We start from the raw sequence: 19,391 nt of genomic DNA on the forward strand, positions 1-19,391 counted from the left end.
CCCCGCCGACCGGCGGCTCCGTCAACCGATGCGCCGCGTCCGACTCGGTATCGACGAGGAACGGCTCGCCGCTGCGGAGCTCGATCCGATGGCGTTCTCGCCACGCGCGCGAGTGTCCGCCGTAGACAGGTACCCAATCGACGCCGACGGCGCGCTGCAGATCGCGGGCGATCCGCAGGTGCGTCTCGATGTCGCCGTCCCACGGAGCCCACCAGGGCAGGTCGGTGACTTCGCGCCAGTGGTCGCGTAGGAAGATGTCGAGATAGGGGATGACGACCGGGAAGGCGTCCGTCGGTTCGCCCGACAGGACGGCGGTCATGCGTTCGCGCGGCGACATGCCCATCGATTCGCTCCCTTCGGCGGTTCCGCCGGGGAGGTCCGGCGGGCTAGCCGACGTGGATTCCCAGCTTCTTGAGCGCCGGGACGACCTGTTCGAGCGCGGCTTCGGGAGCCAGCTTCTTCGCGCTGACCTGTTCGAGCAGCTTGCGGATCGCGTCAAGCTCGTTGGGCGCGGCGGGAGCCGCGACGCCGTCGGAACCGCCGCCTGTAGCCGACGCGTGAATCTCACGCCCCTCGAATGCCTTGGCGTTCTTCTCGATGTAAGACGCCCACTGCGCGGGCACGTCGGACAACGGGAAGATCGCCTGCACGGGGCATTCCGGCTGGCATGCGCCGCAGTCGATGCACTCCGTCGGGTGGATGTAGAGCTGGTTCTCCCCCTCGAGGTCGTAAATGCAATCGACCGGACAGACCTTGACGCAGGCGGTGTCTTTGACGTCGACGCACGGCTCGGCAATGACGAATGCCATCGAACGCTCCTCAGTCACCTGTCGCTGTCGGCGGATTCTACGGTCATCCGCCCGACGACGGCAACGTCAGCCGGCGATGTTCCCGGTGGAACGCTTGGCGAGGTGGTTCCATCCCCGGAGCGCCAGGCGCGAGTAGACGTGACGGTTCCCCGGCTCCACTTCGTCGCTGCCCGCGTGCATCTGGACGAGAACCGTCTTGCGCGTCTTCTGCGAGCGGTTGGGCATGGAGCCGTGGAAGGTGAAGTAGTGGAAGAACACGACATCGCCCGGCTCGACGATGCAGGGCGTCGCGCCTTCGATGGGGTACTGGTCGGTGATTTCGCGGTTCTGCCCGCCGCCCATCATGCCGTCGAGCCGACCGTACTGGTGCGTGCCGGGGTACGCGCGGAAGCAGCCCATCTCCTCGGTCGCCTCGGAGACGTGGATGACGCCGGCGATCATTGTGTCCTGCACCGTCGGAAAGTACTGCCAGTCCTGATGAACCGGGAAGGGAGCCCCGACCTCCGGCGGCTTCTGGAACAGCTTCGTGTGGTGGAGGATGATATCGGGACCCAGGATCGCCTCGGCGACGTCGAGGAACTTCGGGTGCTGGATCGCCTGGAGCCAGACGGCGGAGTAGACCTGCACCTGATGCGTGTGGTAGACGACCGTGTCACCGGCTCCCCAGCGGGCGTTGACGTCCTCGTCGCTCTTGAGGAGCTGGTCGACGATGCGGTCGAAGTCCGCCTCCATGGCGCGGACTTCGTCGGGGGAGTAGACGCCGCGAGCGATGTAGAAGCCGTGTTCTTGGAAATGGGCGTGAATGTCCATCGAGTCACCTTCCGGTATGGGTCGGGCCGGTCGGAGGGAACGATAGCCGGGGAGGAGGCGGGGGGCAATGGGACGTGAGCCGCGCCTCGATCCCCGGTGGCCCCGCTTCCCTCTGTCATTCCCGCGGAAGCGACGACGTTGTGTGCTCATCGCCTTGGGTCGGGATTGCCGTACGAGTCCGTGTGACACAGAATACACGCCGTCAGACACGGACACCGCGACGCGGCGATGCGTACCTTCCGCGCGGCGGATGCACGTTTCTACAAAGGCGCGCCGCCGAGGACGGAACTCCGTACTGGTGGGAACGATAGCATTGGCATCGTCCACAAATGCTGCTTGGGTACCATGTGGCGTATCATATATCATGACGAAAAGCTAACAGGATGGGTATTGCCATGCATCCGATGGGCTTGCAGCTGAGCTTGTTCGAGTCAGACGATGGCAGACATGCGCCCCGGAATGGCACTGGGTTCAGCGACCCAAGCTTTGCCGGGAACAAGACACTTCCCGTCCATCGGTGGGTTCCGTGGATCGCGGGATTCGGCAGTTCCTTTGTTGCCAGGGCATTGTCAGACCGACTGGAATACGCGGGTACGGTGTTGGACCCATTCTGCGGCGTGGGGACGACTCTGGTGGAGGCCCTGCTGCAAGGGCACGAAGCCATCGGTTTCGAGATCAACCCGTATGCCGTGCTTGCCAGTCGCGTCAAGACACAGGCGCACACCATCTGTGACAAGTCCCTTGAGAACCACAGCCGTTCCTTCTCCGATTTCTACTACGAACGGGTGACCGGGAGCTACACGCCTCAGTCGCAGCCACCCAAGCGATTTGCCACTCGAAGCCCATTCTATAGCCCCTGCGTCTTGCGCAAGGTGCTGATCTTCTGCGACTTTGTCGAGACCATCGACGACGAAGCCGTACGAGACGTGTTTCGGCTTGCCTTTGCCTCCAGGATGGTCGCGTTCTCCAACTACTCGTACGAACCGAGTTTGGGTAGACGCGCAAGCGCAGGGAGGCAGGAGATCGAGGACTATGACGTTGGGGGAGAGCTCCTCCGCAAGCTTCAGGAGATCGTATCGGACATCAGGTGGTTCAGAGAGGCAAGACCAACCTCGACTGCACGGGCACGCGTGGTACATGATTCATTCTTTGCTGTCAGGAGTCATCTTGAGCCAGAATGTGTGGATGTGATCATTACCTCGCCGCCGTACCTGAACAACTACCACTACAACCGGAACACTCGCCCGCATCTCTACTGGCTTGGCCTCGCTGATTCCACGGAAGACTTCCGAACGCTCGAGCGCGCCAATTTCGGCACGTATTGGCAGACAGTGCGAGACCTGGAGCCCGTTGATCTTTGCTTCGAGCTGCCCAGAAGTCGATTGCCGCAGCAACTTGAGGAGCTACGCGGCCTCAACGCTGCCAAAGGCGTCTATGGAGGGAACGGGTGGGCAAACTACGCGGCGACCTACTTCAACGACTGCCATCGCCTTGTTGAGGCGATGCGATATGCCCTCAAGCCAGGCGGTACAGCATTGATCGTCATCGGGAACAGCATTCTCCAGGGCATCCATCTTCCCACGGATCAGTATCTTGGCGAGATCGCCGAAGCAGGCGGATTGGTGCTCAAGGGGATCGAAGTCCCGCGCGAGACACGTGTTGGCAACAGCATCATTCGCTCTGAAGTCCGCGTCGGCAAGGCGAGGCAATCGACCCAACTCTATGAGGCGGTCATAGAGCTACGAAAACCCCAGTGACGCAAGGACGTCTCGGACTCTCTCTGCTATTGCGCCCTCGGACAGCGGTTCACCAGTGAGATCGATCGCCCACGGTCGCCCCCGATGCAGGACATCCCACATCGACCTTGCCTGACCTGATCGCCCTCCTCCAGGATGGTGGATGCCAAAGCCTTCGACAACGGTGTTCCAGAGAGGCATGTGCCGCCGAATCAGTTCCGACTCGACAGGCGCGATGAGGTCCGTCTCACTCCCTGCCAAGATCATGAACCTGCATCCGAAGTCCGGAACGTCCAGGTTGTCAACTTGGGCAATGCTCCTTGCGTGCTCACGCAGCCGACTGAATAGGGCTTGTTCCTCCTGGTTACGAGTCGTCGAACGTCGCGCTGTCCGCCAGCCTCTGGGGACGGCTTTGCCTACGTAGATCGGATAGACCGCTTCGACACGATTCCTGGACGATAGCGGTGCGTACAGGTCGTGTGCACCCGTGTAGTACAGAGCGTAGACGCCACTGCCGGCAAATGGCTCGCTCGGCGGGAGGCCATGCACTGGCGTCGTGCTCATGAACTCAGCGGCCTCGCGAACGACGGCCGGAAACGCGTCAGAGCGGAACGTATGGAGCTGGATGTCGACTGGCATGCGATTCCTACATCGTCGCTCTTTGGAGCCCGAGTTGCTTCAACGGGAAACATAGCGCACGCGGTAGCATGCACACCGTGCATCAGCCCGCTGCTTCATCCGTCAAGGCACGATCCCCGGCGTCGCAATATACGGAATCGTGTTGACGCACCGGCGCCGCTGAGCGAAGCCGTTCCTCACACCTTCTCCAGAATAACGATGCTCTCGCGATGCATCGTCTCTGCTTTGGCGCCGACGACGTTCGTCGGGCTGTTCTCCATCGGCATCCGCTTGTTGGGAATCGACCGGAAGAGAATACCGCGAGTTACGAAGCCAAGGTGCTCGCCCAGTTCGGCGATGATCGTATCGGTCTTTAGCTGTACGCCTTTGACGGTGCGGTTTCCCACAACCAGCGCGAAGTGCCCGCCACGTCGAAGATAGCGCTCGGCGTGGACGAATGCCCGCTCCAGATCGCGATAGAACGCAAGCACCTCTCGAGCCCGCTTCTCGTCTTCCAGCGCGATTAGCCTCACGCACTGTTGTAGCGTCGCAGAACGGCTCAATACCGGGTCTTCTAGTGATGGGCTCGGTTTGCCGCCGAGCAGCGCCGTGTCGATGTCCTTTCGGTCGTGCGGAATCAACTCGAACCACTGCGCCGACAGCCGGGAAAACTGCCCGTAGGCGACTGTCGTGCGGCTGTCGCCGTACGGGGGTGAGGTGAGGATGAGCGCAACCGAGCCATCTTCGATGTCAGCCGCCGCCGTGGAATCTCCGTGGATGAGCCGCGTCGGCGCGTCGGATGCGTTGGCGTAGAACTCCGCCATCCCGGCGATGCTGCGCCGCGCGACTTCGGTAAAGCCCTCGACGATGTCGTAGCGAACGCCATGCTCGATCTTGCCCTTGTCGCGAACGAGCTTGAACTCGCCGTTCTTCGTGAACGACGCGAAACGGACGATCTCGCTCAGGCAAACGTGGAAGAAGTCGATCAAGTCCGGGTCGCCCAGGGCTGCGATTGCCTGCTTGACGGCGTTGATCTCCTCCTTCTTGTCCTGCGGGAACCAAAAGTCCATGTTCGACGAAGCCGGGAACGAAATCGGCGCGCGCGGATGCGCCATGCACTGCTTAACGACCTGATTCAGCGCCGAACGGAGCCGGACCGGATCAATCGGGGTCGTCTTGACCTTGGCGATCAACGCGGCGAGGGGGTTCAGCTCGATGCCTACAGCGGGACGGTTCAGCAGTCGCGCCTCGACCAAGCACGTGCCCGAGCCGCAGAAGATGTCGGCAACCGTCTCGCCGGGCTGTGTAAAGGCGTTGATGAGCTTCCGCGCTACCTGCGGAATGAACATCGCGGGGTACGTGTGAAAACCGTGGGTCGCCGTCTTCGTCTTAGCGCCGCGGAAGTCCCACTCCCTCATCCATTCCCGAATCGCGGGGCTGGTGATATCGCTCGTGCACCCTGAGAGCTCCGCCGGCAACGATGAGAACGGTATTCCGAACCGAAGCTGTCTCTCGCGCGGGCTCGCTGGATGCTCAGCCATGGTCTTGTACTGGCTTGGATTCTGCGGAGCCTGAATCTCTCGGCTGGCGCGCTTGTAGCGTTCCAGTTCCTCCGTCGAGAACCGACGCTGCCCGCCTGGTGTGCGGATGGGCTCCACCAGGCGCTTCGCCTCCATGCGGTACAGAGTCGAGACACTGACGCCGAGGTAATCCGCGGCTTGTGATGTGGTCAGCCACGCACTCACGCCCTGCTCCTTACGATTCGCGGTGGCATGCAAGAGTATGCAATACTTGGCAGCACTTGTCAAGAACCGGTATTGCCAGCAAACGATGATGGTATGCTCTCGGATGGATCGCAGACTGCGACATCCGCCATCTCGGAACATGACTGTCAGACGAAAGACCCTCAACGCCGCGAGGCATCGGGGGTCTCGTCGTTACCGAATCAGGTCAGCATCAGCTCAGCGCGTGGCTAGCCGCGCTTCAGGTTGATGACCTCGTTCATCAGAGAGTCGGTCGTCGTGATGACGTTCGCGCTCGCCTGGAAGCCGCGCTGCGCGAGGATCATCTGCGTGAATTCCTCGGCGATCTGGACGTTCGACAGTTCCAGCGAACCGGAGACGATCGAACCGAACCCGCCCTCTCCCGCGATGCTGACGATCGCTTCGCCGGAGTTCTCGGTGTTGGCGTAGAGGTTCGCGCCGACGCGCGTCAGTCCCGTCGCGTTCACGAAGTCCGCCACGGCGACCCGACCGACGACCTTCACATCGCCGTTCGAGAACGTCCCCAACAGCGTGCCGTCCCGCTCGACCGCGAAGGACTGGAACTCGCCGGAGAACGCGCCGTTGTTACGGCTCACGCCGACATCCGACTTCAGGTTGAACTGCGTCATCGCCTGAACCGCTTCGAGGCTCAACCCGATGGAGATCGGGTTCGCGTTGTTGTTCGCGTTGAACGCGAGGGTGAACTGCTCGGACCCGAGCGAGTTCTTGAAGCTCTTGATCGCGCCGTCCTCGGTGAACTCGATGGTTCCCTGGGAGTTCGCGCCGAGCTCCGCCGCCGGGTTCTGCGTCAGCCCCGTGGTGTCAGGGATGTTCATCTGCCAGACCCACGTGTTCGGCACGTCGGTCTTGAAGAAGGTCATCACGGACGTGTGCGTCGTGCCCTGAGAGTCGATGGCGCGGAAGCTCGTCGCGGCGCCGTTCGCGGCGTCCAGCTTCGAGAGGCGGAAGTTGGCGTCGTTGAGCGTGTAGCCCGTGAAGCCCTTCGCCTGAACCGCCGACTCGAAGTCCGCCAGCGTCTTGTTGCCCTGGATCGAGACGACCGTCTGCGCGCCCGTCGTCAGGTTCTTGACGCGGACGTTGATCGTCTCCTCTTGGGCGACGGGGAACTGGTTCAGCGGAACCTCGAACAGTCGAGTCGTGCGAGCCGGAAGCACCGTTGTTTCGGCACGTCCACCGGACACCGCAGCGATGCCCGCCGTCGTCCCGAAGGTGATCGGCGTGCCAGCAGCGACAGCCGTAGTCGCCGGCGTGGCGAGCGTGATCTTCGAATCGCTGTCGATGGAGGCGATCTTGACCTCCTGACCGTCGACCGTCAGCGTGTCGCCGACCCGCAGCTCACGCGAGAACTGGGTTCCCGTGCCGAGCAGGATGTTCGAGTTGGCGGCGACTTCCATCGTGCCGGAGATCGTCGGACGACCCAGCGTCAGTTCCGTGTCGGACGTGATGCCGTCCACCGAGTAGAGGCGTCCGTCGATGCTGATCCGGTCGCCGACGGTGAGAGCCGTCGTGAAGTTGGTCGCCACGCCCGTCACGGTGATCGTCGCGCCGTTGTCAGCGAGGCCGATGGAGCCGGAGAGCGCGGAACCGATGACGCCGTCGCGTCCGCCGATTTCGAGGGTTCTGCCGTTGATGTCGGTGGCGAAGACCTTCGTGGCGGCGTCGAGGTTGCCGGAGAGCCCAATGAGGCTCGTCGCGCGCGGAGGAATCGGCTCGGAGGGAACCTTGATGTCGCGTCGGATGGCTCCGGGCGGGATGACGCCGTTGGTGGCGTTGTAGCCCTGGACGCGGAAGCCGTCGAGGGTCACCAGATGCCCGCTCTCGCCGATGACGAAGCCGCCGGCGCGCGTGAAGAGGTCGCGTTCCCCGTTGGAGACGATGAAGTAGCCACGCCCTTGGATCGCCAGGTCGCTCTCGCGATTGGTCTCCTGAAGACCTCCCTGCTGGGTCAGGGTCGTGATGGCAGCGACCTGAGCGCCTCTGCCCACCTGCATGGGCCCGCGCGTCGCGGTCGCCGACTGGACGGTGCGGCTTAGAATGTCGGAGAAGGTCGTCCGCGACGACTTGAACCCGACGGTGTTCGCGTTGGCGATGTTGTTACCGATGACTTCCAGCATCGTCTGGTTCGACTTGATGCCGGAAAGACCGGAGATGAACGAACCGATCATGGTGTGTCTTCCTCCAACGAAGCTTCGGGAGCCCAAGGAGCCGCGTTCTCAGGAAGCGCTCACAGAGGAGCCCCCGTCCGCGCGACGACCCACTGCCACATTCGACTCGAAAGCGCCTCCAACTCTCCAACTGTCCGGGACGTTACTGAATCATGCGAACCTTCGAGATGGGGACCTCGATGCCCCCGATGGTCAGGAGAATGCCGTCGTCGGAGAAGCGCACACTGTCGACACGTCCCTCGAAAAAGGGCGAGACGGAGACCTGGCGGTCTCCGCCGCCCACTGCAAGGACATGATACGTGTAATTGCCTTCCGGCAAGGCATTACCTCGGTCATCTTTGCCATCCCAGATGACCTTCTGGTTGCCCATTGGCTGGGCACCAGGTGCGAGAGTGCGTACCACCGCACCCTGCACGTTCTTAATCTCGATGCGGACATCGGCTCCCTCGTCCAGCGTGTAGCCCAGGACGGCTGATCCGCTGCTGCCCAGCGAGATCGATTCGCCCGGAATCGTCACCTGCTTGCCGAGGAGACCGACCGCCATGGACTGTCCGAGAGACCGCTGCAGGACCACCGACTCGTCGACCGACTGCCGCATTCCTTCGAGCTGTTCCAGCGAGCTGAACTGGCTCAACTGGGCGATGAAGTCTTCGTTGTCCATCGGCTCGAGGGGGTTCTGATGACGCAGTTGCGTGATCAGCAGCGACATGAACTCGCTCTTGCCGAGCTTCTGCCCCGACTGCGGAGCCGATTTGCTCGATCCGTAGAGCGATTGCTGGTTCAGCGTCGATACAACGTCGACAGAAGGCATCGTGATCCCGTTTCCGTCTCAGGTTGCGTTCAGACGGCGTGAAGCCGCCGGTTCAGGACACTCGAGTCCACAACTCGTCGTCAAGCGAGCGTCATCGCACGGTGACACCGGGACGCCACGATCGCGCCCAGATTGCCGCCCGCAAGTCTATCGCACGGCTAGAATTCGCCCGGCTCGCGGAACCGTCAGACCCCTTCCACGGGAGGTCGGCGTCCATGCCGATCCCCTGGCGGTTGAGGGCGTCTTCCAACTCGCGGATGTGGTCCTCTAGGATCTTCTGCGATTCCTTCGACGCCGCCTTGATCCGAACCGTCAAGACGTCCTCGTCCAGAACCACTTCGAGTTCCACAGCTCCCAGCGATTCCGGGTTCAATTGAATCCGGAACTCGCGCTTGCCGAGCTTGATGTGCCGCCGCGACTCGGTGGCGATGTACTCCATAAGCGGCGCGTACGCCTGAGGCGTCGACGCGACCGTTGCGCTGGTCACCGGAGGAGCCGCCATCGCCGCCGGTGGAGGCGTCGCGCCGTGAGCGCCGGCTTGCGCCGTGCTCGAGTGCGACTCCCATTCAGCCTGCTGGCTGCTCCGTGGCGACATACTCGCAACGGATGTCCGCGTCCGCGACCGCTCGGCGCGCACGAACGATTCGACCGAGGCGTCCATCGACCGGGAGAGCTCGCGAGCCAACCGGCTCGAATCTCCAACGCGGAGAGCTGTCTCCGACCTCGTCGGGACGTTGCCGCTCTCACCCACCGCACTCCGATCGAGGAATGCGGAAAAAGCGGCGCGTCGCTGAATCGCTTGCTGCGCCCTTTGGAGAGGCGTCTGTCCGAGAATCCCCGAAGCGCTCTCGCGGCTCGTGGTTCCCGTGGACGCCATGCCCCGTGATGACGCGTGAATGACATCTGCGCCTTGCAGAGCAGGAAGCGTGCCAACCGGTGTCGCCGGGACGCCTTTCGCGCCCTGAGACGCGAGCATCGCCGCCGTCAGCGGCATGGCGAGCCGCCCATCGCCGGGCTCCGAGCCCATCGTGGAGCCGATGCCCACCGCAGCCGCGCCGCCACGGGCGTTCAGAGCCAAGCCGGCGAGCGATCCGAGGCGGTTCTCGCCTTCCGCGACCGCCGCAGCGCCCAGCCGCCACGGGCTGGGAGCCATCTCCGCGTCCTCGTCGCCGAACATGTCGGCGCTCAGCGCCTGCAACAGGTCTTGGCTGGAAATCCGTTCCCCACCGATGGTCAGTGTCGGGAAATCTTTTCCAGGAACGGCAGTCCCGGATCGAACGAGGGAAATGGCTTCCTCCGTCGATGTCGCCACGCTCACCGTCGTCGCTGAAATCGCGGAGTGCCCGTCGGAAGCTCGGTTCAGGAGCGCCGTCAGGGACGGTTCGGTTCCGGCGACGGGTCTCGATTCCGGCGTCGGCATGGACGTCGGCGCAACGCTCGCGGCGAGCGCGAGGCTCATCGCTTCGGCGCTCGGCGTTCCGTCCGGATCGGCGAACGCTTCCTCCGCCTCCAGGGCGGCAAGCCGCGCCAGGAGCGCCTCCTCGTCGAAGTCGGCGGGCGCGGAGACGTCCACCGTCTCCACTCCTGCCAGGATCGCCGCGAGAGCCGCCGCGTCCGCTTCTTCAGCGGACATCGCCTCCGGGGAACCCGCGACGCCGCTGGGCTCCGAGACGAGCCCGGAACGCGGGACCTCGCCGGTTGGCTGCACGCTGCCGGAGCCCTCCGGCAGGGAGGGGCCAGTCGCCGGGGCGATCCGACCCGCCGTGGCGATGCCTTCAGCGGCTTTCAGGGCTCCCTCGAACTCGCCGGGGGAACCGCGCGAGGCAGTGAGCCCGCTCGACGACGGCGCGCCTCGAGGACGCAGAGCGTCGATGAGCGTTATGGAAGGTTGTTGAGTGATCGGCATACGATCCGCCTTCCGATGAGTAGAGTGCCGCCACTCGCGCGCCTCTCCCGAATGGGGAGACCCGAGTGCCGGTATCGCCGGACGGGACGACGCCTCGCGTCCTCATTCCGGCTAGTGGTCAGTGACAGTGAATTGTCGGTTTGTCCAACCCCCACCCTAAACCTCCCCCATGCAAGGGGGAGGGGACATAGCCTCCTCCCCCCGCGAAGCGTGGGGGAGGATTGAGGTGGGGGGAAGACGAAGTCTCCAAAGTAACTGACCATGCGTTGTGATGCGTCACGCTACTCACCGCGAATGCGGCGGGCGAGACGATCAATTCCCAATCCCCCGTTCAGGGGGTTGCGCTCCGTACCCGCTACGCCCGAACCTAACGGTCGGGCTGCGGCGGCAGGAGCGACAGCAGTTGCCGTTGAGCCTCCTGGTAGGTGACGTGCTCCCCGATGGATTGCCGGAGGAACTCGTTCACGTCGTCCAGGTGCTCGATGGCGAAATCGACATCCGGGTTGGACCCGGGCACGTACGCGCCGATCTGGATGAGGTCCTCGGCGTCGCGATGAGTGGTTAGCAGCGTCTTGGCGCGCTGAGCCGCCGCCTGGTGGGCGGCGTCGGTGACCTGGATCATCAGCCGCGAGATGCTTCGCGGCACGTCGATGGCGGGGTAGTGACCCCGGTTCGCCAGGTCGCGCGACAGGACGATGTGACCGTCCAAAAGCGAGCGCATCGTGTCGGCGACAGGTTCGTTGAGGTCGTCGCCTTCGACGAGAACCGTATAGAAGCCGGTGATGCTTCCGTCGGACTCGGCGCTGGGTCCCGCGCGTTCGAGCAGCTTGGGGAGCCGCCCGTACATCGACGGGGGATAGCCTCGCGTCGTCGGGGGCTCGCCCGAAGCGAGTCCGACCTCACGGAGCGCCATCGCGAATCGAGTGACGGAATCCATCATGAACATCACTTGATTTCCGTTGTCGCGGAAGTACTCCGCGATCGCCGTAGCAAGATACGCGCCCTGCAGTCGGAGCAAGGCAGGCTGGTCGGATGTCACGACGACGACGACCGAGCGCGCCAAGCCCTCCTCGCCGAGGTCTTCCTTAAGGAACTGAGGCACTTCGCGCCCGCGTTCGCCGATGAGCGCGACGACGCTGACATCCGCCTCGGTGTTCCGCGCGACCATGCCCATCAGGATGCTCTTGCCGACGCCGCTGCCGGAGAAGATGCCCATGCGCTGCCCGCGTCCGACGGTCAGGAGCGTGTCCATGGCGCGGATGCCGGTGGCGATGGGTTCCTCGATGATGCCTCGCCGCATCGCGTCCGGGGGCTCCGCGTAGATGGGTCTCCAACCCTCGACATGGACGGGTCCCTTCCCGTCGATGGGTTCGCCCAGGGCGTTCAGAACGCGCCCCAGCAGGTTCTTGCCGACCGGCGCGCGGAAAGACGCGCCGCTGGACAGAACCAGATCGCCGGGACGGACGCCCTCGATATCGCCTAGCGGCATCAGGATGACCCGATCCTCGCGGAACCCGACGACCTGCACCCAGATCGCGCCTTGAGCGACGAATAGCTCCGAAGGGCGGCGCGGGCTTCGGGCGAGGATGTCCGAGAGGGCGGGCGTCTGGTGGCGCAGGGGGAACACGTAGCAGAGGTCGCCCATCGCGGCGTTGAGCCCGACGGCTTCCAGTGTCAATCCGACGCTCTGGACGATCCGCCCTCCAGCGCGGATGGTGTCCAGCGGCGCGCCGTCGAAGTACATGGACAGCCCCCGCATGGACGAGGGCATCGATGCCGTGTCTGGAGCGGGGGGTGTCGTCCCGATGGTCGAGTTGTTGTCAGGCGTCATGTGCCAGGTCTCCGCGCGTTACCAAGACTTTGGAGGGCGCGAACGACCCATGCCATGACGGGAAGCGGCTCACAGGAGCCGGTTACATCGGGGTTCGCATCACCTCTTCGTAAGCCTGAACCAACTTATTGCGCACTTGCGCCATCAGTTGGAACGAGAGCGATGCCTTCTGGACGGCGACCATCGTCTGCGCCACGTCGGGGCGCGCGCCGGTCGCCAAGCCCTGGATCGCCTCGTCGGCTTCCTTCTGGAGATGATTCACCTTCTGAATGGACTCGGCAAGTACCTCCGCGAATGACGCGCCCTCCGAGTCGGAAGGACGTCCCTCGCCCTTGGGGGCGGCAGCCTGAAGCTGCGCCGAGGCGATTCGCGAGGCGAGTGTGATGTCCGAGGTCGTCATTCTGCTATCTCCGACACGCGCGCGGAGTGACTTAGGGGAAGCACTGCGCAGGCGATTGTCGAGTTCCGTTCACCAGACTCGTTCCGAGTCGTCGCCGACACCAAAGCACGAAACGTGCCAGCAGCCCGAACCTACCGCACGACCGCTCTGCCATCCTCTGCCCACCTCGCCCCTGCTCTCATCCATCCTTCTTCCTGTTTCCGTCATTCCCGCTCCCTACTCTCGTCATTCCGGCGAAAGCGGGAATCCAGAGTCCCTTGCTTCGCGCTCTCGCGCGGGAGTGGGGTTCCGGCGCTGCCCGCGTCTAGGTGCTTCACGCGTGAGCCCGTGCCCAGGACTCTAGGCTCCCGCTTCCGCGGGAGCGACGGATGGGGAGCGCGCTAGACCTGACCGATGGCGATCGCCCGGTCGATCATCTGCTTGAAATTGGCGACGGCGGCGACGTTCGCCTCGTAGGCGCGCGAGGCAGCCATCATGTTGACCATCTCGCTGACGGGGTTGATGTTGGGCATTTTCACGTAGCCGTCGGGGCCCGCGTCGGGATGGTTCGGGTTGTAGATGAGCTTGGGCGCGGACTTGTCCACGACGACATCGACGACCGCAACGCCCCGCGACGCCTGGTCGAGCCGGTCGCGGAAGACGCCGCCCTGTACAGAAGAGAAGACCGCTTCGCGGCGGCGGTAGGGCCCGCCTTCTGGCGAGCGCGTCGTGTTCATGTTGGCGAGATTCTGAGCGATCAACTCCATGCGGAAGCGCTCGGCGGAGAGCCCGGTAGCGCTGATGTCCATGGCGGAGAACGCGGGCATGCGGAAATCCTTTCCCGGTGCGCTGGCGAGATGGGAATCTTTTGCCGGTCGCTATCGCTCCGGAGCCATCGCCGTCTTGAGCGTCGTGAACTTGTACTTGGCGAGCTCGGACACCGCGTTGAAGAGGACGGTGTTCTTGGTGAGCTTCATCATCTCGTTCTCGGCGTTCACGTTGTTGCCGTCGGTGCGGAGCTCGCCGGTGGCGTCCCACAGAACCTGCGGCGTTGCGAAGCGCGGGTTCTCGGTGGGTTGGCGTTCCGCCCGATCCATCGCGGCTTTCAGGACCGCCTGGAAGGGCATGTCCTTGGCGATGTAGTTGGGCGTTTCCACGTTGGCGAGGTTCTCGGCGATGATCTCGTGACGCCGGAACACGTAGTCCATCGTGGTCGCGAGGAGCGACACGGTGTTGTCGAACATCGAGTTCTGCATGGAGCCGGTCTTCCTGAGGCTGTCGCGCCCGGAAACGACCGTCGGGTGGCACCGGCGAGCGATTCCTCGGTGAGCGCGTGATGGCATATAATGTCGATGCAGTTGGGAACGCGGTGCGCGTTCCGGCGGTCAGTGCAGCAATCTTCGTGCCACCAGAATACGCCGAGAGCGGTTCCCTGGAACCCACCTCGAGAAGGCGGACCCCGAACGCCGATGAACGCATCGAAGGACTACTACCTCATCCTAGAGGTGCACCCCCAAGCCAGCGCCGAGATGATCGAGCGCGCCAAGCGGCTCCTCCTCCAGCGCTACCATCCTGACCACAACCCTTCCAAGAAGGAATGGGCGGCGGAACAGACCCGCCAAGTCCTGGAAGCCTATCAAGTGCTGTCCGTGGCGGAATCGCGCGCCGACTACGACCGGGAGCGGAGAACCGCCTCCGCGAGTCGACCTCGACCGGAACCGCCGCCGGGCCCATCGCCGAACCGACGAACCGCCGGACAGCGACCCCAGGAACCGGAACGGGGTTACGAGGTGTACCGCTCCGAGGCTCGCTCGGCGTCCCGTCCGGGTGCGCGGGCGGATCGACCTCGCCGGGGTCCCCGCCATACGGCGCAGCAACCGGCGGGTCCGGCAAAGCCCAAGAAGCCGCGCGACCCCCTTCCCGACGGTGTCCGCGTCGTCGAGTGCCAGCACTGCGGACGTCCCAGCCGCGTCCCCAAGGGCGCTGACCTCTATAGAATGCGCTGCGGCGCGTGCCACCATCGCATCCAACTGCGCGCGAGAACCCGCCTGCGGAACGTCCTCGCCGGAGCGGACGACCGGCTGGAGCAGGCGAAGCGCTCGCTTCGGCGGTTCCTCTTCCGCAAGGGTGCATCCGACGCCCCTTCCCCTCGTCCGATCAAAGAAAAAACTTCCCGCTAGCCGACCCGTTCGGAAAAAGGTTCCGGCGTCCGAATGACCCGCTGCCGCGACGGGCTCCGAGAGTCCGTCTGCCCTAGAAGGGCGCGACGACGGCATCCGCCCGGCTTCCGAACCGCCCCGACGCCATTGGCATGCGCTTTGCTGAATGGGCAGCGCAGAACTCCGTGTGTTCCACATAGGGGTCGGAGTCTCGTCGCTCGAATGGGCGCGAGTCGCAGGAAAGGACCCGGACAGATGGCGTCGTCACTTCACTCCGTGGGCATCGCAGCGCACGACGGATTGGCGATCCGCACCGTCGGTTCCGACGAACGTCGGGCGACGGATCAGCCGCATCCCTGGCTGCACGCGCTGATCGAGCTCCCGGAGGCGCTCGACTGGATTCGCATGCGGCTGGAACTGGCGCTCTACGACGCCAAAGAGCGACGCCTGAACGGCTTGATCGGACAATACCGCGCGTTTCAGAGCCTCGGCGAGGCGTCTCTGCCTCACGAGGTCTGCGAGGGCTACCGGGAGATCGGAACGCTCCTCCATGGCGCAGGTCACGACGACATGGGCGCGTGCGCCCAGCAGGTCGCGGACTTGCTCGAAGACTGGCTCGCGGAAGGCGTGTCGGGTGAGGAGATCGGAAGCGCCGGCGCATGGCGCACATCGGACGACGCGGAGGACGTCGACTCACCCTGAAGGGAAACTGCCTGACCATGGCGGACGGTTCGCAGACAGACGCAACAACCGGTCGATCCCCGGAGAGGCGCGAGAGAGACCTCTACCGCCCGACTCTGGGGCTCATCATGATCGTCAAGAACGAGGCGGAGAACCTGCCGGAGCTGCTCGGACCGCTCCAGGGCAAGTTCGACCAGATCGTGATCGTGGATACCGGCAGCGATGACGGGACGCCGGAGATCGCCCAGCGCTACGGAGCCGAGGTCCACCATTTCCCGTGGATCAACGACTTCTCCGCCGCGCGCAACGAGTCCATCCGGCATGCCCGCACCGACTGGATGCTCTGGCTGGACGGCGACGACCGAGTGGCTCCCTCCGAGATCGACCTGATCCGCAAGATCATCGTGCGGTATCCCAAGCGGGATGCCGCGTTCTTCTGCCATCTGCGGAGCTACGGGGCGTCGTGGCAAGGCGATCAGAACCTGCTGCAGATCCGCCTGCTGCCGAACCGGCCGGGCATCGCGTTCGAAGGAGCTGTCCACGAGCGAGTCGCAGACAGCGTGGTCAATCTGGGCGCGCGTCTGGAGCACTCGCCGGTCGAAATCATCCACACGGGCTACATGGATTCCTCCGTGATGCCCGCGAAGTTCGAGCGCAATCTCGAACTCCTCAACAAGATGCTCGAAGCGGACCCGTCCGATGTCAGCGCGCGGTTCCAACTCGTCATGCAGTTCGTGCCGATGGGACGGATCGACGAAGCCCGCGAGCAGGTGGACCTGCTCGCCAAGGTCATCGACGACGGCGGACTGATCCAGTCCGACTCCTTCTACCGATATCTGCTCCTTCGGGGGATCGTCTACTCCTACGCGGACGACTCGGCGGAGGCGAAACGCTGCTACGAGCGCATCGTCGAAGTCCATCCCACGCTCGGCGTCGGGCACCTCCTGTTGGCGCGGTCCTATTACGACCTGAAGGACTGGGAGAAGGTTCACGACCATCTGATCAAGGCGGAGTACCACGGCATCGTCCTCGACGCGATCCCCATCCCGATGACGCAGGCGCATTTCGACATGGCGTCCATGCGAGCCGCCTACTACCAACACAAGGGACAGTGGGTTCTCGCGGCTCAGGAGCTCCGCAAGGCGCTCAACATCAACAGCGAGTACCTCGAGTACTACGTCGCCATGGGGAACGCCTACCTGTCGGCGGACGACCCTCAACGGGCGCTCGCGTCCTTCGAGCTGGGGCTGGATGTCTTCGAGCAGGTGGTGGCGAGACTGCGGGAACGCAGGCAGACCACGGCGTCCGAGGACAACCGGGGTGGAACCGGCGCCGAGATGTCGGAGGCGGAGCGCGCCCGCACGCAAGCCAAGTTCTACGACGGCATCGCATTGAGCCAGATGCGACTGAGGAAGATGCTCGCCGCGAAGGAGACCCTCGACCGGGGTCTGGAGGCGATTCCCGACGCGGTGAGTCTGACTCTGCGGACGGTGGAATGGATGTTGCGTATGAAGCGGAAGGACGGCGCCGCTCGCTGGGCGGAGAAGGCTCTGGCGCTGGACCCTGAATCCGTTCCGGTGGCAGAAGCCGCCGCGAACCTGTTCATCCTGCACGGGGGTCCCGGCGAGGCGCTCCCGTGGCTTCGGCGCCTTTGGCGCGATCACTCGGGCAAGTGGGACGCGGGTCTGATCGCGGTGCTGACGGCGCTCCAGACGAATCAGTGGGCTGCGGCTCGGGAGTCGTTCGGCGAGCTGCGCGAACGGCTGCAGGAGATCGGCGTTCGCGGTTCGTCCGATTGGGACGCCGAGCTGAGGGCGGATCATCCGATGCTGGACTGCTTCATGGACGCAGCGTTCTGGTCTTCGCAGCAGGAAGAAGATTCCGGGTCCGCGTCGGAACGGGAAAAAGATTCATCTGGGAACGCCCAGATGAACGCCCAGAAGGTAGGCTCCGGGAAGCTCGGCGCGATCGCCCAGGCGATCCGCGGAGTGTTGACGCAAGCCGCACCGGTGCTGTCGCAGACGGCGCCGCGATGAGACCGGCGCTGGCAGACGTGGATGACTTGATACATGAACCGAAATCGACATGGGGAGCGTCGCGCTTCCCGGAACGTATCCAGACAGGATCGAGTCGCGTTCGGCTGGCTCGACTGCGAGGCGATGAGCCTCCCAGGAACGCGAGTCGCCCCCAATGAGAGGGAGGGCACCCCGATGTTCCGGATTCATAACAACTCGCCGGCGGTGTCGGCGCTGACGCAGCGTCTGCCGAATCTCCGGTTCGACACGCACCAGACGGCGACCCGACCGGGCACGACGACCGGCACGGCGAGCCAGATGACCATTGTGGGTCGCCCGAACGTTACGGACCGACAGAGAACGGAGTTGAGCAGCGTGCGCCAGACGAACCAAAGCATCGCGTCTGCCGCGACGACGGCGCAGGTCGCCGAGGCGGGCCTCGTGAACGTCCAGGTCATCCTGCAGCAGCTCTACGAACTGAGCGTCCGCGCTTCGGACGCGGAAATCAGCGCGACGGAGCGGCAGATGCTCATCGAGGAGTCCAGACGACTCCAGGCGCAGCTCGAAGAGGTATCCCGAGCGACCCGGATCAGTGGGCTTCCGCTGCTGAACGGCGCGCAGCAGTCGCTGACGTTCCAGATCGGCGACGGCATGGCGGGGAGCGAAGTCCATCTCGCTCTGCTGGATACGCGTCCAGCGACGCTGCTGCCAGGGCTGACGCCCGAAGCTCTTGGGGAACCGGCGTTCGCTCGCTCGCTGACGGAGGTCATCAAGGACGCGATCCAGACGGTTCAGGAGCGCGAGTCGAAGGTGATCGCCTTCCAGGAGCGCCTGTACACGGTGCTGGAGCAGGTGGGCGATCTGCAACGCCGGTCTGTGGCGGGGATGGGCGGAGCCTGGGAGTCCGAAGACGCGCAGGACGCGCTGACGCAGACGCGGGCGATGATCCTGTCGGTGCCGCACCAGGCGGTCGCCCTCCAGGCGGCGATGCTGTCTCAGGGAGCGATGGCGCTGATCGCGCCGTAGCGTTCGGCTTGGGAACGGTCGGAGACGGAGGACGCTGGCACGAGCAGGACCGCGAAGAGACGAGTCCACTCAGGCATCGCGTGAGGAGGTCCTGCGGGAACCGCACGGCTCGGATGGGTCTATCGATGCAGTAGGCGGGTCGAAGGGATCGTGGTTCGGCGCACGATGGCAGGCTGCGTGTCTGCTGACCGTGAGACGTTCATGTTCTCACAAGAGGAGATTCGTTCATGTTTCGGATCAACAACAACATCTCGGCACTGCAAGCCCAACGGCATCTGTCCGTGACCTCGCGGAACACGCAGAACGCCATCGAGCGACTGTCGTCGGGCTTGCGGATCAACAAAGCCGCCGATGACGCGGCGGCGATGTTCGTCTCCGAGCAGATGCGCAGCCAGATCGCCGCGCTCAAGCAGGCGAACCGCAACACGGCGCAGGCGACGACTCTGTTGCAGGTGATGGAAGGCGGATTGGATCAGCTCACGAGCATGCTCACGCGGCTCAAGGAGCTGGCGATCCAGGCGGCGGACGGGAGCTATTCGCCGTCGCAGCGGGAGAAGGGCATCCAGGTCGAAGCCGACCAGCTCGTTCAGGAGATGGACCGTATCATGCGGGGCATCACCTTCAACGGGATCACGCTCTTCCCGACGACCGGAACGAGCAT

Annotated in this window: 18 protein-coding genes; 6 read left to right on the forward strand and 12 right to left on the reverse strand. The window is 64.1% G+C overall.

Annotated features, from left to right (window positions below; genetic code table 11):
• From FJZ36_12115 to FJZ36_12125, 3 genes are all read right to left on the reverse strand, one after another.
• On the reverse strand, positions 1 to 343 hold a 343-nt coding region (locus FJZ36_12115; GenBank protein ID MBM3215647.1), incomplete at its 3' end, for a hypothetical protein.
• A gap of 43 nt (positions 344 to 386) precedes the next feature.
• A complete protein-coding gene (locus tag FJZ36_12120; protein MBM3215648.1) occupies positions 387 to 809 on the reverse strand; it encodes a 4Fe-4S dicluster domain-containing protein in 423 nt (140 codons plus the stop codon).
• A 66-nt stretch (positions 810 to 875) separates the two neighbouring features.
• Entirely contained in the window at positions 876 to 1,985 is a 1,110-nt protein-coding gene (locus FJZ36_12125) for a phytanoyl-CoA dioxygenase family protein (GenBank protein MBM3215649.1), read from the reverse strand.
• 17 nt (positions 1,986 to 2,002) lie between these two features.
• Between FJZ36_12125 and FJZ36_12130 the strand changes: the two genes are divergently transcribed.
• Complete coding sequence (locus FJZ36_12130) at positions 2,003 to 3,376, forward strand: site-specific DNA-methyltransferase (GenBank protein ID MBM3215650.1); 1,374 nt, start codon at positions 2,003 to 2,005, stop codon at positions 3,374 to 3,376.
• On the opposite strand, the gene FJZ36_12135 is transcribed toward FJZ36_12130, so the two are convergent.
• The 9 genes from FJZ36_12135 to flgB form a co-directional block, all read right to left on the reverse strand.
• Positions 3,359 to 3,994, reverse strand: a complete 636-nt coding sequence (locus FJZ36_12135; GenBank protein ID MBM3215651.1) for an Eco29kI family restriction endonuclease — start codon at positions 3,992 to 3,994, stop codon at positions 3,359 to 3,361. The two genes, FJZ36_12130 and FJZ36_12135, sit on opposite strands and share 18 nt — an antisense overlap.
• 176 nt (positions 3,995 to 4,170) lie before the next feature.
• Positions 4,171 to 5,883 carry a helix-turn-helix domain-containing protein gene (locus tag FJZ36_12140; protein MBM3215652.1) on the reverse strand — a complete coding sequence of 571 codons (1,713 nt, stop codon included), beginning with the start codon at positions 5,881 to 5,883 and terminating at the stop codon, positions 4,171 to 4,173.
• Positions 5,884 to 5,945: 62 nt separating this feature from the next.
• Complete coding sequence (locus FJZ36_12145; GenBank protein ID MBM3215653.1) at positions 5,946 to 7,922, reverse strand: flagellar hook-basal body complex protein; 1,977 nt, start codon at positions 7,920 to 7,922, stop codon at positions 5,946 to 5,948.
• Positions 7,923 to 8,064: 142 nt separating this feature from the next.
• Positions 8,065 to 8,733 (reverse strand): hypothetical protein, encoded by a 669-nt coding sequence (locus tag FJZ36_12150; GenBank protein MBM3215654.1) that lies wholly within the window; start codon positions 8,731 to 8,733, stop codon positions 8,065 to 8,067.
• A gap of 91 nt (positions 8,734 to 8,824) precedes the next feature.
• Positions 8,825 to 10,639, reverse strand: a complete 1,815-nt coding sequence (locus FJZ36_12155; protein ID MBM3215655.1) for a flagellar hook-length control protein FliK — start codon at positions 10,637 to 10,639, stop codon at positions 8,825 to 8,827.
• Between the two features lie 367 nt (positions 10,640 to 11,006).
• The gene (locus tag FJZ36_12160; protein MBM3215656.1) at positions 11,007 to 12,398 is read right to left on the reverse strand and encodes a FliI/YscN family ATPase; all 1,392 of its coding nucleotides are present in this window, start codon (positions 12,396 to 12,398) and stop codon (positions 11,007 to 11,009) included.
• A 154-nt stretch (positions 12,399 to 12,552) separates the two neighbouring features.
• On the reverse strand, positions 12,553 to 12,870 hold the full coding sequence (gene fliE, locus FJZ36_12165) for a flagellar hook-basal body complex protein FliE (GenBank protein MBM3215657.1): 318 nt from the start codon (positions 12,868 to 12,870) through the stop codon (positions 12,553 to 12,555).
• A gap of 380 nt (positions 12,871 to 13,250) precedes the next feature.
• Positions 13,251 to 13,676 carry a flagellar basal body rod protein FlgC gene (gene flgC / locus FJZ36_12170; GenBank protein MBM3215658.1) on the reverse strand — a complete coding sequence of 142 codons (426 nt, stop codon included), beginning with the start codon at positions 13,674 to 13,676 and terminating at the stop codon, positions 13,251 to 13,253.
• A 51-nt stretch (positions 13,677 to 13,727) separates the two neighbouring features.
• Positions 13,728 to 14,192 (reverse strand): flagellar basal body rod protein FlgB, encoded by a 465-nt coding sequence (gene flgB / locus FJZ36_12175; protein MBM3215659.1) that lies wholly within the window; start codon positions 14,190 to 14,192, stop codon positions 13,728 to 13,730.
• Between the two features lie 3 nt (positions 14,193 to 14,195).
• On the opposite strand from flgB, the gene FJZ36_12180 reads away from it, so the two are divergent.
• From FJZ36_12180 to FJZ36_12200, 5 genes are all read left to right on the forward strand, one after another.
• Complete coding sequence (locus FJZ36_12180) at positions 14,196 to 15,029, forward strand: J domain-containing protein (protein MBM3215660.1); 834 nt, start codon at positions 14,196 to 14,198, stop codon at positions 15,027 to 15,029.
• 234 nt (positions 15,030 to 15,263) lie between these two features.
• Positions 15,264 to 15,710 (forward strand): hypothetical protein, encoded by a 447-nt coding sequence (locus FJZ36_12185; GenBank protein MBM3215661.1) that lies wholly within the window; start codon positions 15,264 to 15,266, stop codon positions 15,708 to 15,710.
• Positions 15,668 to 17,725 carry a glycosyltransferase gene (locus FJZ36_12190; protein ID MBM3215662.1) on the forward strand — a complete coding sequence of 686 codons (2,058 nt, stop codon included), beginning with the start codon at positions 15,668 to 15,670 and terminating at the stop codon, positions 17,723 to 17,725. The genes FJZ36_12185 and FJZ36_12190 overlap by 43 nt, the downstream gene beginning before the upstream one ends.
• A gap of 33 nt (positions 17,726 to 17,758) precedes the next feature.
• Positions 17,759 to 18,730, forward strand: a complete 972-nt coding sequence (locus FJZ36_12195) for a hypothetical protein (protein ID MBM3215663.1) — start codon at positions 17,759 to 17,761, stop codon at positions 18,728 to 18,730.
• Between the two features lie 227 nt (positions 18,731 to 18,957).
• Positions 18,958 to 19,391 (forward strand): hypothetical protein (locus FJZ36_12200; GenBank protein MBM3215664.1); only part of this gene is annotated, 434 nt, incomplete at its 3' end.

It is taken from the genome of Candidatus Poribacteria bacterium (assembly GCA_016866785.1).
In the GTDB taxonomy this organism is placed as follows: Bacteria; Poribacteria; WGA-4E.

Excerpts from the sequence above, each read along its gene's own strand:
- FJZ36_12120 (MBM3215648.1), bottom strand. The coding sequence starts at position 809 with ATGGCATTCGTCATTGCCGAGCCGTGCGTCGACGTCAAAGACACCGCC.
- FJZ36_12125 (MBM3215649.1), bottom strand. The coding sequence starts at position 1,985 with ATGATATATGATACGCCACATGGTACCCAAGCAGCATTTGTGGACGAT.
- FJZ36_12130 (MBM3215650.1), top strand. The coding sequence starts at position 2,003 with ATGGGTATTGCCATGCATCCGATGGGCTTGCAGCTGAGCTTGTTCGAG.
- FJZ36_12135 (MBM3215651.1), bottom strand. The coding sequence starts at position 3,994 with ATGCCAGTCGACATCCAGCTCCATACGTTCCGCTCTGACGCGTTTCCG.
- FJZ36_12145 (MBM3215653.1), bottom strand. The coding sequence starts at position 7,922 with ATGATCGGTTCGTTCATCTCCGGTCTTTCCGGCATCAAGTCGAACCAG.
- FJZ36_12150 (MBM3215654.1), bottom strand. The coding sequence starts at position 8,733 with ATGCCTTCTGTCGACGTTGTATCGACGCTGAACCAGCAATCGCTCTAC.
- FJZ36_12155 (MBM3215655.1), bottom strand. The coding sequence starts at position 10,639 with ATGCCGATCACTCAACAACCTTCCATAACGCTCATCGACGCTCTGCGT.
- FJZ36_12160 (MBM3215656.1), bottom strand. The coding sequence starts at position 12,398 with ATGCGGGGGCTGTCCATGTACTTCGACGGCGCGCCGCTGGACACCATC.
- fliE (MBM3215657.1), bottom strand. The coding sequence starts at position 12,870 with ATGACGACCTCGGACATCACACTCGCCTCGCGAATCGCCTCGGCGCAG.
- flgC (MBM3215658.1), bottom strand. The coding sequence starts at position 13,676 with ATGCCCGCGTTCTCCGCCATGGACATCAGCGCTACCGGGCTCTCCGCC.
- flgB (MBM3215659.1), bottom strand. The coding sequence starts at position 14,192 with ATGCCATCACGCGCTCACCGAGGAATCGCTCGCCGGTGCCACCCGACG.
- FJZ36_12180 (MBM3215660.1), top strand. The coding sequence starts at position 14,196 with ATGTCGATGCAGTTGGGAACGCGGTGCGCGTTCCGGCGGTCAGTGCAG.
- FJZ36_12185 (MBM3215661.1), top strand. The coding sequence starts at position 15,264 with ATGGCGTCGTCACTTCACTCCGTGGGCATCGCAGCGCACGACGGATTG.
- FJZ36_12190 (MBM3215662.1), top strand. The coding sequence starts at position 15,668 with ATGGCGCACATCGGACGACGCGGAGGACGTCGACTCACCCTGAAGGGA.
- FJZ36_12195 (MBM3215663.1), top strand. The coding sequence starts at position 17,759 with ATGAACCGAAATCGACATGGGGAGCGTCGCGCTTCCCGGAACGTATCC.